The sequence below is a fragment of the Parabacteroides gordonii MS-1 = DSM 23371 genome (assembly GCF_000969825.1).
Taxonomy (GTDB): domain Bacteria; phylum Bacteroidota; class Bacteroidia; order Bacteroidales; family Tannerellaceae; genus Parabacteroides; species Parabacteroides gordonii.
In genome coordinates, this window is record NZ_KQ033920.1 from 672035 (window position 1) to 685830 (window position 13796).

12 protein-coding genes are annotated in these 13796 nt (G+C 41.4%); 4 read left to right on the forward strand and 8 right to left on the reverse strand.

Translation table 11 applies throughout. The features are described from left to right. Position 1 precedes the first annotated feature (1 nt). Both hisB and HMPREF1536_RS19775 read left to right on the forward strand, forming a co-directional pair. Positions 2-1129 carry a bifunctional histidinol-phosphatase/imidazoleglycerol-phosphate dehydratase HisB gene (hisB, locus tag HMPREF1536_RS19770; protein WP_028729423.1) on the forward strand — a complete coding sequence of 376 codons (1128 nt, stop codon included), beginning with the start codon at positions 2-4 and terminating at the stop codon, positions 1127-1129. Between the two features lie 11 nt (positions 1130-1140). Beyond that, complete coding sequence (locus HMPREF1536_RS19775) at positions 1141-1539, forward strand: lipocalin-like domain-containing protein (RefSeq protein WP_028729422.1); 399 nt, start codon at positions 1141-1143, stop codon at positions 1537-1539. Between the two features lie 94 nt (positions 1540-1633). Here HMPREF1536_RS19775 and ybaK read toward each other — a convergent pair whose 3' ends face one another. After that, on the reverse strand, positions 1634-2116 hold the full coding sequence (gene ybaK / locus HMPREF1536_RS19780; protein WP_028729421.1) for a Cys-tRNA(Pro) deacylase: 483 nt from the start codon (positions 2114-2116) through the stop codon (positions 1634-1636). A gap of 1 nt (position 2117) precedes the next feature. Further along, positions 2118-4244 carry a Tex family protein gene (locus HMPREF1536_RS19785; RefSeq protein ID WP_028729420.1) on the reverse strand — a complete coding sequence of 709 codons (2127 nt, stop codon included), beginning with the start codon at positions 4242-4244 and terminating at the stop codon, positions 2118-2120. A gap of 148 nt (positions 4245-4392) precedes the next feature. Between HMPREF1536_RS19785 and HMPREF1536_RS19790 the strand changes: the two genes are divergently transcribed. Further along, positions 4393-5901, forward strand: coding sequence for a PAS domain-containing sensor histidine kinase (locus tag HMPREF1536_RS19790; protein ID WP_028729419.1), 1509 nt, complete (start codon positions 4393-4395; stop codon positions 5899-5901). Here the strand turns inward: HMPREF1536_RS19790 and HMPREF1536_RS19795 are convergent. The 6 genes from HMPREF1536_RS19795 to HMPREF1536_RS19815 form a co-directional block, all read right to left on the reverse strand. After that, positions 5894-7270, reverse strand: a complete 1377-nt coding sequence (locus HMPREF1536_RS19795) for an ATP-binding cassette domain-containing protein (RefSeq protein ID WP_028729418.1) — start codon at positions 7268-7270, stop codon at positions 5894-5896. The two genes, HMPREF1536_RS19790 and HMPREF1536_RS19795, sit on opposite strands and share 8 nt — an antisense overlap. Next, positions 7270-8184 carry a substrate-binding domain-containing protein gene (locus HMPREF1536_RS19800; RefSeq protein WP_028729417.1) on the reverse strand — a complete coding sequence of 305 codons (915 nt, stop codon included), beginning with the start codon at positions 8182-8184 and terminating at the stop codon, positions 7270-7272. The genes HMPREF1536_RS19795 and HMPREF1536_RS19800 overlap by 1 nt, the downstream gene beginning before the upstream one ends. Positions 8185-8432: 248 nt before the next feature. Then, the gene (locus HMPREF1536_RS19805; protein WP_028729416.1) at positions 8433-9992 is read right to left on the reverse strand and encodes a sodium:solute symporter family protein; all 1560 of its coding nucleotides are present in this window, start codon (positions 9990-9992) and stop codon (positions 8433-8435) included. After that, positions 9989-10129, reverse strand: coding sequence for a symporter small accessory protein (locus HMPREF1536_RS28455; protein WP_347566545.1), 141 nt, complete (start codon positions 10127-10129; stop codon positions 9989-9991). Before HMPREF1536_RS28455 ends, HMPREF1536_RS19805 begins: the two co-directional genes overlap by 4 nt. A gap of 55 nt (positions 10130-10184) precedes the next feature. Continuing rightward, positions 10185-10610, reverse strand: coding sequence for an acetolactate synthase (locus tag HMPREF1536_RS19810; protein WP_028729415.1), 426 nt, complete (start codon positions 10608-10610; stop codon positions 10185-10187). Positions 10611-10641: 31 nt separating this feature from the next. Further along, positions 10642-11943, reverse strand: a complete 1302-nt coding sequence (locus HMPREF1536_RS19815) for a phenylacetate--CoA ligase family protein (RefSeq protein WP_028729414.1) — start codon at positions 11941-11943, stop codon at positions 10642-10644. Positions 11944-12147: 204 nt separating this feature from the next. Between HMPREF1536_RS19815 and HMPREF1536_RS19820 the strand changes: the two genes are divergently transcribed. Then, entirely contained in the window at positions 12148-13791 is a 1644-nt protein-coding gene (locus tag HMPREF1536_RS19820; RefSeq protein ID WP_028729413.1) for a PAS domain-containing hybrid sensor histidine kinase/response regulator, read from the forward strand. Positions 13792-13796 lie beyond the last annotated feature (5 nt).

Consider the following 13796-nt stretch of genomic DNA (forward strand, 5'->3'; position numbering starts at 1 on the left):
CATGAAAAGAGCCCTCTTTATAGACAGGGACGGAACATTGGTGATAGAACCGCCGGTAGATTATCAATTGGATAGTCTGGAAAAACTGGAGTTCTATCCCAAAGTATTCCGTAACTTATATTTCATACGTAAACAGTTGGATTTTGAGTTTGTCATGGTGACGAACCAGGATGGACTGGGTACGGCTTCTTTTCTGGAAGATACTTTCTGGCCGGCTCATAACAAGATGTTGAAGGCCTTGGGAGGAGAGGGGATTGTCTTTGATGATATCCTGATTGACCGTTCCTTCCCTGAAGATAATTCTCCTAATCGTAAGCCGCGTACCGGTATGATGGGTAAGTATCTGAGCGGCGAATACGATCTGGCAAACAGTTATGTGATCGGTGATCGCCTGACGGATATAGAGCTGGCAGTCAACCTCGGAGCTAAAGGGATCTGGTTGCATCCTTCAGATGAAGAAGCAGAAAAATTGCTGGCAAAGAATCCTTCTATTTCTCCTGTTTTAATCACGGAGGATTGGGATAAAGTGACAGAATATCTTTTTGCCGGTGAACGCCGTGCTGTTGTGCAGCGTACAACAAAGGAAACAGATATATATGTTGAGATCAATCTGGACGGAACCGGAAAAACTGAAATCTCAACCGGATTAGGCTTTTTTGACCATATGCTGGATCAGATAGGAAAACATTCCGGTGTCGATTTGGTTATACGTGTAAAAGGTGACCTGAACGTAGACGAACATCATACAATCGAAGATACGGCTATTGCCCTTGGGGAGGCTTTATTAAAAGCCCTTGGCGATAAACGAGGTATTGAGCGATACGGTTATTCTCTGCCGATGGATGATTGCCTTTGCAGCGTAGCTCTCGATTTCGGAGGACGTCCCTGGCTGGTTTGGGATGCTGAATTCAATCGTGAAATGGTAGGTGATATGCCTACTGAAATGTTTCTCCACTTCTTTAAAAGTCTGAGTGATGCGGCACGTATGAATCTGAACATCAAAGCAGAGGGAGCCAATGAGCATCACAAGATAGAAGGAATCTTCAAGGCATTGGCGCGGTCTGTGAAAATGGCCATTCGCCGTGATATTTATAAATATGAATTGCCTAGTACAAAAGGCGTCTTATAAAAAAAGAGTATATGAAATACTGGTTAATAGCCGCTGTCGCAATCATACTGGCAGCATGTAATGATGATATTGAACATAAGCTGGAAGGCAAATGGCAGTTGCAGCAGGTGGAAGTAGATGGGGAAGTGATACTGGCTGATACGGTGTTTTATAACTTTCAAAACGTTTTGTTTATGTATCAGGTGTATATTCCTGATTCTAGTAAATATCTATCGCAGTATGGTTTCAATACTTTGGGAGAAGATAATCAGCTGATGCTCGAATTTGCTCACGATCCTCGCCCGGCAGATCGATTCCTGCCTTTTACTGATTGGAAGTCATATAAGCGAACATTCACTATCGAAGAATCCAATAGAAAACATTTAATTCTAAATAGCGAAGGGAAGAGATATACTTTCAGAAAGTTCTGATAATACTTTTGACGCGAATGACGCGAATAGCGCGGATAAGAAATACACATTATGTATATTAATCCGCGCTATTCGCGTTAATATAATGTCTTTGTTAGTCTCCGCTAACCAGATCGGCAAAAGAAGCATTCGTTTCACGAACGAGATCGGCCGGGGCCAGTAAAACCTGCAAGCCACGTTGTCCGGCGCTGATATAGATATTATCGAATTGTTCGGCACTGAAATGGATATAAGTAGGGAAATGTTTCTTCATCCCGATAGGGGAGCAACCTCCCCGTATATAACCTGTAAGAGGCAGTAATTCTTTCACCGGGATCATTTCACATTTTTTATTTCCGGAAACTTTAGCCGCCTTTTTCAAATCCACTTCGTCTGCTCCGGGGATTACACAGACGAAATAGCCACTTTTATCTCCATGAAGGATCAGTGTTTTGAATACTTGTTCTACGTTTTCACCCAATTGTTCTGCAACATGGATGGCACTCAAATCGTTTTCATCCACTTCGTATGAAACCAATTGATAAGGCACTTTCGCTTTATCTAAAAGTCTGGCCACATTTGTTTTATTGATCTTCATCTTATAACCCTTTCATCGATAGTTGAACCCGTTTACGAACCAGATCCACACTCATTACTTTTACTTTCACATGCTGATGGATAGACACGACCTGCGTCGGATCACTGACAAAACGATCGGCCAGTTCTGAAATATGAACCAATCCGTTTTCTTTGATACCAACATCCACAAAGCAGCCGAAATTGGTAATATTGGTTACAATACCCGGCAATATCATTCCTTCTTTCAAATCATCGATTGTCTTTACGGTAGGATCGAAAGAGAATACCTGTATCGTTTCACGCGGGTCTCTTCCCGGTTTATCCAGTTCTTCCATTATATCCAGCAAGGTCGGCATACCGACTTTCTCCGTGATATATTTCTTGAGATCCAGTTTCTTCTTCAGTTCTTTATTGGTAATCAGTTCCTCCACGGTGCACTTCAAATCTTTAGCCATCTGTTCGACGATCGGATAGCTTTCCGGGTGAACGGCAGAATTATCCAAAGGTGTTTTCCCATTCTGTATGCGTAGGAATCCGGCACTTTGTTCAAAGGCCTTTTCTCCCATGCGCGGCACTTTCATTAGTTCGCGTCTCGACTGGAAAGGACCGTGCTCTGCCCGATAATCCACTATATTTTGCGCCAGAGTAGGGCCTAACCCGGATATATAAGTAAGCAGATGCTTGCTCGCCGTATTCACATTCACACCCACCATATTTACGCAACTTTCAACGGTTTGATCCAGGCTTTTCTTTAAAGCTCCTTGTTCAACATCATGTTGATATTGCCCGACACCGATACTTTTCGGATCGATCTTTACCAGTTCGGCCAGCGGATCCATCAACCGGCGTCCGATGCTGACAGCCCCGCGCACAGTTACATCGTATTCAGGGAATTCCTCTCTCGCTATTTTGGATGCAGAATAAATGGAAGCCCCGTTTTCGCTGACTACAAATACCTGCACTTTCCTGTCATAACGGATATTGGTAATGAATTGTTCCGTTTCGCGACTGGCTGTACCGTTACCGATGGCAATCGCATCGATGGCATAGGTGGCAACCAATTGAGATACCTTTGCGGCAGCTTTGCTTTTCTCATTCTGTGGTGGATGGGGATAGATAGCCTCATTATGAAGCAGATTACCCTGTGCATCCAGACAAACAAGCTTACATCCGGTTCGATACCCCGGATCTACTCCCAGTACACGTTTTTGTCCCAATGGCGGAGCCAGTAGAAGCTGTCGCAGGTTCTCTGCAAAGACGCGGATCGCTTCTTCATCCGCTTTGGCTTTACTGAGGTTGGCATACTCTGTTTCGATAGAAGGCTTGAGTAACCGCTTAAAAGAATCGTCTACCGCGTCGGCAACCTGATCGGAAACTTCGCTTCGGCCTTTTACGAAACGTCTTTTCAGTCGATCGAGGGTGGTGTCCGTATCAGGAGAAATGCTGACCCTTAGAATTCCTTCCGCTTCTCCACGACGAAGAGCCAGCAAACGGTGGGAACTGCATCGACTCAACGGTTCACTGAAATCAAAATAATCGCGGTATTTAGCCCCTTCTTCCTCTTTCCCTTTTATCACTTTAGCGGAGATAACGCCTGTATGAGCAAAAGAATTACGTACGGCATTGCGAGCCCCTTCGTTTTCATTTACCCATTCGGCAATGATGTCACGTGCTCCCTGTAACGCTTCAGCAGCATTTTTTACTTCACCTTTGATAAAGCTCTTCACCCGGCCTAACAGATCATGTTCGTTTTGTATCATGATGATCTTTGCAAGTGGTTCCAGCCCTTTTTTTCGGGCTATTTCAGCTTTTGTCACCCGCTTTGGCTTATATGGAAGATAGATGTCTTCTATTTCTGTACTATCCCACGACTCTTCGATACGTTTCTTTAATTCGGGAGTCAGTTTCCCTTGTTCTTCGATAGAGGATAAAATACTTTCTTTTCTCTTTTTCAGCTCGGTTAATTTATCCAGCAAGTCTTTGATATTACCTATCTGAACTTCATCCAGTCCTCCGGTCACTTCTTTTCGGTAACGGCTGATAAAAGGAATTGTAGCCCCTTCTCCCAGCAATCCGATCGTCCGTTCCACTTGTCCGGCCGGAATATTTAAAGAATGGGAGATGATTGTATGAAATGATGTTGTCATATTTATATTCTCTCTGTTTAATGCCTACAAAGATAATCTTTTGCCGATTATTTTACTTTCCTCTTTGAATTCTTTCTTTTATTATTTGCTACTCTCGTTTATTTTCAAGACTTTTGTGAACTCATAAATATTAAGTCCCTAAAGCTGTATGATACCAGTAGATTCAGATGCTGATGCATTGGAGCAAAAATATAAAGATCTATCCGGATTGTTGTCGAATATAGTAAATTCGGTACCAATGTATTTTTTTGTAAAGGATACGGGAGATGATTTCCGTTATGTGTACTCAAGTCCGATGATGAACCAGATTTACGGTCGTTTTCATAATGATGTTGTAGGAAGAACGGACTTCGATTTGTTTATTGATCCGGTGGTTGCACAGCGTTTTCGGGATATGGATGAGATAGTGCTTCGTTCCGGTAAAATGCAACGTTATGTTGAACAGATGCTTGACCCCAGGGGAGAACTTCGTTCGATGGATACGATGAAACTGCTTGTCCCGCGGGAAGGAAAATCTCCTTATCTATTGGGTATGTCATGGGATATAACCAAGCAACGTAAAATAGAAGATGAATTACACGAAAACAATAAGAGACTGGCTCTTTCCTGTATGGCCGGACGCATATACCCGTGGATATGGGATGTGGTGAATGAAACGGCTGAATTATCCCTGGTAAAAGACGGAGAGATGGTTCATTCCTATATTTCCCACGAAAGTTTTACGGAAAAGATACATCCAGCCGATCAACAGATGTATCGGGATGTGGTCAATGCTTTTGCCCGCGGGGAGATAGATTCCCTGAAACTGAGTTTTCGTTGTAAATACTTTTCAGATGAATATGTCTGGCTTGAAAAGATAGGGGAAGTATATGAAGCAGGAGAAGACGGCAAACCGCTTAAAGCAATCGGTATTTTAAGAGATATAACAGTCGATAAACGGCATGAAGCAGATGTACAGGCCAAACGGCTGGCGGAAGAAAGCGATCGTATGAAATCGGCTTTTATTGCCAATATGAGCCATGAGATCCGTACACCGTTAAATGCCATTGTCGGTTTTTCTACATTAATGGCTCAGGTCGAGACTCAGGAGGAAAAACAAGAATACCTGAAGATCATTGAATCAAGTAATGATTTCCTGTTACAGCTTATCAATGACATTCTCGACATATCTAAAATAGAATCCGGTAAACTGGAATTTATATATACGAAATTTAGCCTGAACGATATCTTCAAGCCCCAGGAACATGCCTTTACATTGAGGGCTGATCCCGGAGTAAAAGTTATTTTTGAAAATGATGGTAGTAACTATAGCATTATTTCCGAGAAAACAAGGCTAACTCAGGTATTGACTAACTTTCTATCCAATGCCATAAAGTTTACTTCATCCGGCTCTATCCGGTTTGGCTATAAACTCTCGAAGAATGGTATCCATGCCTATGTCACCGATACGGGAACAGGAATCAGGAAAGATGCTCAGGCAACAATTTTCGACCGGTTTGTCAAGCTCGATAAATTTAAACAAGGTACGGGACTTGGCCTGTCGATCTGTAAGACAATTATAACCATGCTGAATGGGGAGATCGGAGTGGAGTCTGAAGAAGGTTCCGGATCTACATTCTGGTTTACAATCCCCTGTAATCCGATTAAGGTTAATTAATCGCAGGTAACTGGATTGTTATTGAGGCAAGGCGCTTTAGTTCCTCTTGATCATGAGATGTGAAAATAATGGTTTGTCCGTTTGTTGTTTGTCGCATAAGCATCCGGTCTATAATATGAAGGGTTAATGCTTTATCCAGGCCTTTAAAAGGTTCGTCCAACAACATTATTGCCGAAGGGAAAGCCAGAGCACGGGCTAAAGCGACACGTTGTTGTTGGCCGTAACTAAGTTCTTCCGGATATCGCTTTGCTAACGTTTCCATTTCTACTAATTTCAGTGCCTCTATTGCTTTTGTCTCAGAATGGAGTTTATCGTAAACAGAAGCCAACGGAAGGCATATATTTTGTAATATGGTTAAATGGGATAATAACTCCGGCTCCTGAAATACGTTTGACAGATTCTGCTCTTTTTCGATATCTATTATGCCGTCGGCAGGTTTAAGTGAACCGTTAATTAAGTTCAGCAATGTTGTTTTTCCTGTACCGGACGGTGCTTTTATACCATAAATAGTACCAGGCTCAAAAGTATAGGAAAAATGAGATAAAACATCTGCTTTGCCATATTGAAAAGTGATGTCTGTTATTTTTATGGGAGAAGAGGTTTTCGTATTTGTAGTGAAATTTGTTTTACTAAACAGTATTTTCCAATCTACAGATGCTAGTTTACTAATCCCTTTATCAAACAAAAAACTAATCAGAACAGCAACAATTGTCCATGCTACCAGTTCCGGAACGGCAATAAAATTCTGTGCCCGTTTCATTTCACCTCCAATTCCGAAGGTACATTGGGAAAGAACTTCCCCCATAATGATCGCCCGCCAACCGAAACCGACCGCAGATGCCAGTCCACTGAATAAAAAAGGCTTTAACTGCGGATAAATAACTTGCATCAATTTATTTCTTCTGTTTATTTTAAACTGATCAGCCATAAGGGACAGTCCGGGACGAAGGTTTATTATACCTTTTGTCAGATTCTCCGTCAAGAGGGGAAACATAGTCAGGAAAGCGATCATCAACGGGATGCTTTCAGGGTTCAGGAAGATCAAGGCCAGCAGGATGAAAGAGATCACCGGAACCGATCTCATAACCGTTAACAGCGGTCTGAAAAGCTCGTAAAGCAACGCGTAACGTGCAAATAAAAAGGCAGAGAGCAAGGCGATTACTAAAGATACCAGTATACCTGATATCCCACGGAGAATTGTTGCAAATATATTCTGATAGAATGATTCGGTTCCGAATAACCGGATCAGCGTCTTTAAAAGATCTGGAACAGAGGGTATCAATTCCGGCTGATCCATATAAGAAGCAATCAGTTGCCAGAGAAGCAACAGAAGACATACTGATATAAATGAAATCAATCCTTTTTTCATTATTTACCTGATATAAAAGTATTATCCGGAATTTTACCTCCTATGGCTTTCGGTTCGTATTGTTCTATCAGGCGTAAGAAGTCCAGAATACTTTCTTTCGTTTCTTCGGCTGGTAAATATTTAATACGGCATCTTTCAATACTTTCCGGAGTCAGTGAGCCCGGAGTAAATATTTTCCGGCTTTCAAGAATATGTATCGTTTGCTCCGGATGGTGCAAAGCGAACTGACAGGATTCATTTAGCAGGCTGTCCAGTAGCATTCTTTTATTGTTCAGCGAAGGTGTACAGACGATTGCTGTCTGGGCAAATCCGGGAGAAGTACTGTCGGGGTTATTCAGATTTGACTCAATGTGTATCGTACTGTCTTTCTTTAGGGCAACGCTGAGAAATGGTTCAGCCAGTACAGCCCTGTGAACCTGGCCGCTAAGCAATCCCTGTGTTATTTCGAGAGGCGTAGCAAAGGAATAATTCAGGGAATAAGATATCCCTTTCTGCTGTAAATAATAACGGGTCAGGATATCGGGAGTTGTTCCCGCACCGAAAATATGTAAAGAATTTGTTTCCGGTAATTGGTTATTATTTCCTTTCTTGCTGACAATATAAAGGTTTCCCCAGACAGGACATCCTAATAAAGAGTATTTCAAGCCTTTGTTATATAAATTCGCAGCATTGATCATAGGAAGGGCTGCCAATTCGGTTTCCCCTTTTATCAGCAACGCCTGCATTTGTTCCGGAGAGTCTACAATATTAATAGATAACCGTTTTCCTTCTATTTCCGGAGAATCCTCGATCATTTTAGCAAATGCAATAACAGACGGCCCGCGGAGAACAGATACATGAATGACATCATTATCCTTTTTACTATTATTACAACTGCATAAAACCAAAAGAAGTAAACAAAAATATCTGATCATCTTTTTTCTTGCAAAGGTAGGAATTTAGGATCAATAGTAATAGAAAAATGATTAACTATCGGGATAGGGAAGGGCTATAAACAATTAAAGCCTGTCTCACGACAAGCCCTAATCAACTTTGTTAACCTTAAATCTAATACTATTATGAAAAAACCACGATGCAAATATCGTGGTTTTTCTATGAATAGCAATAGTTAAAATGCTAATTTATGTTTTCTAGCATATAAGAAAAACTAACGTAGTTCAAATTATATGTTATCAGATTTCTTTTGTGTCATCAAGCTAACTACAACGATGGCGATGATAGACAGTGGAAGTGCAAATAATATCGGGTCTATGGCAAACCAGGGATATACATCGATCAGTACGTCTTTTCCTGTCAAAGCTTTGCATAAACCGACAGCCCCCGCTTCTGCTTTATGGAAAAACAACATGGCAATCAAACTGGCTAACGCTCCTGTCCATAGACTGGCCAATGCACCTTCCTTTGTTGCCTTTTTCCAATATAAAGAGCAGAAATAGGTCGGCAGGAATGTTGCTGCGCATATTCCCATAAACAAGGCTGTACCACGCGCAATAATGCCGGCACTCAATGTGTAACAAATAATGTAACTGACCAGGATGGAGCATAAAACACCGATACGGACACCCATTGTCGAGTTTGTATTCTTGCTACGGCCTAAATGGGGAAAAGCATCTGCACCAAATGCCGCACCCATTGTGTGGAATTGTGCACTTAACGTAGACATACTGGCCGATAAGATACATAACATAAAGACGGCTCCAAACCATTCCGGCATCGCACGATCGATAAATAACGGAATGATCTTGTCCATATCTTTTATGGCTTCCGATGCTACAACCCCTTCTGTCTTAAGGAAAAATAGATTGGATAAAGCTCCTACATGATAAATGGCTCCTACCGTAACGATCAGGAAAACGCAGCCGATCAATACACCGCGATTCAACTGTTTGGTACTTTCCACCATCATAAACCGTACCACCAACTGGGGCTGAGCCAGACATCCTATACCGACTCCTAAAATAAGTGAAGAAACCAACGTATACCATTGTGGAGAACCTGTTACCGGCATGGAAGTCCATCCCTGATGTCCCAGTTCCTTAAACCGGTCGGGAACAAGCGGCGATATTTCCGTCAGCTTCTGATTAGCCTCTATGAATCCCATATCCATCACATGATAGAACCAGAACAGTAGGAATAACATACATACAAACATGATAACTGCTTGTAAAGCATCTGTATATAAGACTCCTTTAATACCTCCGGTGATCACATAAGCAGCCACGATCAAAGTAAAAATCAGTAAAGCCAAATGCAGGTCTATATGAAACATCTGTTCGATAAAGACGGCTCCACCTTTCATCACAACGGCTGCATATAAAGGCATGCCGATAAATATAATTGTAGCTATAAATATTTGTATACTGCGGGAATTATAATGTAGCCCTAGTAGCTGGGGAAAGGTTCGGGCATTATGTTCTTCTCCTAGTTTGCGGGTTCTTCTTCCGAAAAAGATAAAGGCGACAACGACTCCCATAAACATATTCAGTAAGCATAGCCATTGAATACCCATACCGAATGTGGCCGCAACCCCGCCAAAGCCCACAATAGCTGAAGCAGAAATGAATGTTGCCCCATAAGAGAGAGCCATAATAATTGGGTTCACCTTTCGTCCCCCCAGTAGGTAATCACTCGCGTTTTTTGTCTGTTTGTAGCCGATATAGCCTAACCAGGCAATAACGAACATGTAAACTATGACAACAATTCCAAGGGTAAGAGTACTCATTTATCAGACTGTTTAGGGTTATCACTCTCTTTATCTCCTTTATTCCAATTGGTAATTCCGAACCATAAAGAAAAAATTAAACACGCGAAGGCTAACAGGTAGGCTAACCAGATACCAGGGTCATCAATTCCGAACATTTGTTATTTGTTTTAGGGTGGAGAGGCATGATTTACCTCTCCACGATAAATAATATTATAATTTCATTAAGTCGCTTTCGCAAATATATTCCAAACTCTGACGGCGGATCACTTCGCGGGCGGCTTCCCGGTTGTTTGTACGAAGGATCAGGATCGATTTGTCATTCAATGAGAAACAATACATATATTCTATGCTTAAGCCTGCTTTGGTAAAATGAGTCAGTGCTTTGGCAAAACTTCCGGCACAGGCATCGGTGACAATAGCCAGTACATCGGTGAGATTGGCACTGACGTTGTTGCTTTTCAATATCTTATATGCCTTTTGAGGATCACTTACGATGATACGCAAAATACCATATTCAGAAGTATCTGCAATGGTCGCTGCAATGATCCGTATATTTTCTTCAGCAAGCAGAGCCAGGATTTCACTAAGCTTCCCATACTTATTCTCCAGGAAAATAGAAATTTGATTTACTGTCATAGCTGTATATTTTTATTTATTGAATAATTATTTAAGAGAATCTACGCAAGTCTTTTACTCTTACTGCTTTACCTTCCTGCACAGGCAGTGAGCCTTTTGCTACCAGCTTTAAGCGGGGAGTAAGCAATAATTCGTCTTTCAGTTGTCTTGTGATATCTTTTGCCAGACGTTGCAGAACACTATAATCGTCTGTGAACAGGTCGCTTAATTCTACTTCGATCAGCATTTCGTCACTATTGTTCACTGTTTCAAGAGTGATCAGGTAATTGCTGCCTAATTCCTTGAACTGCATCAATATCGTTTCGATCTGGATAGGGAAGAGGTTCACTCCCTTCAGGATGATCATATCGTCGCTACGGCCTTTGAAACGGGCAAGACGTTTATGCGTTCTTCCACAAGGACATTCGCCGGGGATAATACAAGTAAGGTCGCGGGTACGGTAGCGCAGAAGCGGCATCGCTTCACGGTTTATAGTTGTCAGTACCAACTCGCCGACTTCACCGTCCGGTACAGGCTGCAAAGTTTGTGGATCGACTATTTCCACAATGGTATAGTCTTCCCAGATATGCAAACCGTTTTGTTCTGTACATTCGAATGCCACGCCGGGGCCATTCATTTCAGACATACCGAAACAGTTGTAGGCTTTTACTCCCAGTAGCTGTTCGATGCGTTTGCGCTGTTCTTCGGAATGAGGTTCAGCCCCGATACAAACCGTATGTAATTTCGTGTCTTTCCGCGGATCTAATCCCATTTCATACATTACTTCAGCCAGGCGGGTAGCATAACTCGGTATGATATGCAGGCAGGTAGTTCCGAAGTCGGTGATGAACTTGATCTGACGTTTGGTATTACCCGCAGCTGCCGGAACTGTCAATGCTCCAAGCTTTTCAGCTCCGTATTGGAAGCCTAAACCACCGGTAAACATACCGTAACCCGAAGTGTTCTGGAAAACGTCGGTATCACGTAAACCAACCATATACATGCAACGAGCTACCTGATTGGCCCATTGTTCCAGGTCTTTAGCAGAATGTAATACAACGGTCGGATTACCGGTTGTACCACTGGACGAGTGAATTCGCACACAGTCCTTAATAGGAATGGATGCCATACCGAACGGATAATTGCTACGTAAATCATCTTTAGTAGTAAACGGGATTTTCTGCAAATCATCCAACGATTGTATACTGTCGGCTGTTATACCGCTATCTTTGAGTACTTTGCTGTAGAATGGGGAGTGTCCGGCTAATTCTATTGTCTTCTTTAATCGTTCCAACTGGAATTTATTCAGTTCTTCACGACTCATAGTCTCAATATCTTTCTGCCAATACATCATAGCTTTTTCGTATTATATTGTGTTTAATTCATGAAATTAGACTGCAAATGTATCTTTTATTTTGGATTATAGCTGCATTTTATGTCAAAATTATGGGGGCAGATTATTTAAATGCTTATTTATCAAGGTTCATTAAAAATAATAATTATATTTGTCATCAAAATACACACTAGTTTAGATCATGTATAAACCTTGAATTATATTATGAATACATACGAAAACCTTTCCAGGGAAGAGTTAATCCAGCGAATAAAAGTGTTGGAAACAGATATCGCTCAATATGCCATGAAAGATGCTGAGATAGAGAAAATGAATGAAAACCTTCTAAATCAGCGAAAAATAAACTTTCTGAACATATTAATGAATACTATTCTTTCAAATATATTTGTTGCAATCTCTGTAAAAGATGTATTTGATAGTTTCAAATATATTTACTTCAATCAGGCTGCGGAAGATTTTATGGGAGTAAATGCTTCTGAAGTAATTGGTAAGACAGACTTCGATATCTTTTCCGATCCAAGAAGGGCGCATGAAATCCGGACGGAAGACTATTCCACAATAAATAATGGACGCACTTATAAGTCAATGGTTGAATATGAAAAACCAAATGGTGAGTTCCGTGTCGTAAATATCATCCGTCTGTTGATTACGAATCCGGATCCCGGAGCGTCTCCTTTAATATTAGCGATGCTTTGGGATATTACCGAACAACGCCAGAATGAATTGGACTTGATCAAAGCACAAGAGGCAGACAAAATGAAAAATGCCTTTATTGCGAATATGAGTCATGAAATACGTACTCCATTGAATGCCATTGTCGGTTTCTCCAGGTTGATCACGGAAACAGAAAATGCCAGTGAACAACAGGAGTTTCTTACCATAATTAATAATAATAGTGATTTGTTGCTTCAACTGATTAATGATATTCTGGATTTTGCTAAAATAGAGTCGGGAACATTAAATTATAACATTTCCAATGTAGACCTGAAAGACATCTGTCATGAGGTATACGTTTCTCAATCTTTGAAAATGACTTCGGATGTGGCATTGCTATTTCATGGAGAGTTACTGCCTTCCGTTAGGTTACAGACAGATACACAGCGTATTGAGCAGGTTTTATTGAATCTTCTCTCCAATGCGATAAAATGTACGAACCAGGGATTTGTCTCTTTGTCGTATGAGGTTGAAGGAGATTTTGTTCGTGTTTCAGTTACCGATACAGGTATTGGGATCGCTAAAGACAAACAGGATGCAGTCTTTGACCGGTTTGTAAAGCTGGATGATTTCAGACAAGGAACTGGCTTAGGACTATCCATCTGCAGAATGATCGTAGAGAAGCTGGGTGGGGAGATCGGGCTCAGATCGGAGTTAGGCAAAGGTTCTACTTTCTGGTTCACCCTTCCATTGGCTAATTCTGCAACACCTGCAGCGAAAGAACAAGATAATGGAGTGCCGATGGAAGTGGTACCGGATGCTTTACCCGGACAATATACAATTCTTGTTGCTGAAGACGTGTTGGAAAACTATCTTTTGTTGCAGGCTGTCCTGAAGCAACAGTATCGTTTGATCTATGCCGAAAACGGAGAAGTGGCCGTACAACTGTTTAAGACTTATAAACCGGATTTAATCCTGATGGATATAAAAATGCCCGTTATGGATGGATTTGAAGCGACTTGTGAAATACGGAAACTTTCACCGGATATTCCTGTCCTGGCACTTACCGCATTCGCATTCGATAAGGAAAAAGAGAAGGCCAAGGATTGCCAGTTCAATGATTATCTGGTTAAGCCGGTTGATATACCTTTGTTGAAGTATAAGATAAAGTATTACCTTAATAAAAATAAATAGAGAAG

Coding starts and splice junctions, on each gene's coding strand:
- hisB (WP_028729423.1), top strand. CDS start 2: ATGAAAAGAGCCCTCTTTATAGACAGGGACGGAACATTGGTGATAGAA.
- HMPREF1536_RS19775 (WP_028729422.1), top strand. CDS start 1,141: ATGAAATACTGGTTAATAGCCGCTGTCGCAATCATACTGGCAGCATGT.
- ybaK (WP_028729421.1), bottom strand. CDS start 2,116: ATGAAGATCAATAAAACAAATGTGGCCAGACTTTTAGATAAAGCGAAA.
- HMPREF1536_RS19785 (WP_028729420.1), bottom strand. CDS start 4,244: ATGACAACATCATTTCATACAATCATCTCCCATTCTTTAAATATTCCG.
- HMPREF1536_RS19790 (WP_028729419.1), top strand. CDS start 4,393: ATGATACCAGTAGATTCAGATGCTGATGCATTGGAGCAAAAATATAAA.
- HMPREF1536_RS19795 (WP_028729418.1), bottom strand. CDS start 7,270: ATGAAAAAAGGATTGATTTCATTTATATCAGTATGTCTTCTGTTGCTT.
- HMPREF1536_RS19800 (WP_028729417.1), bottom strand. CDS start 8,184: ATGATCAGATATTTTTGTTTACTTCTTTTGGTTTTATGCAGTTGTAAT.
- HMPREF1536_RS19805 (WP_028729416.1), bottom strand. CDS start 9,992: ATGAGTACTCTTACCCTTGGAATTGTTGTCATAGTTTACATGTTCGTT.
- HMPREF1536_RS28455 (WP_347566545.1), bottom strand. CDS start 10,129: ATGTTCGGAATTGATGACCCTGGTATCTGGTTAGCCTACCTGTTAGCC.
- HMPREF1536_RS19810 (WP_028729415.1), bottom strand. CDS start 10,610: ATGACAGTAAATCAAATTTCTATTTTCCTGGAGAATAAGTATGGGAAG.
- HMPREF1536_RS19815 (WP_028729414.1), bottom strand. CDS start 11,943: ATGATGTATTGGCAGAAAGATATTGAGACTATGAGTCGTGAAGAACTG.
- HMPREF1536_RS19820 (WP_028729413.1), top strand. CDS start 12,148: ATGAATACATACGAAAACCTTTCCAGGGAAGAGTTAATCCAGCGAATA.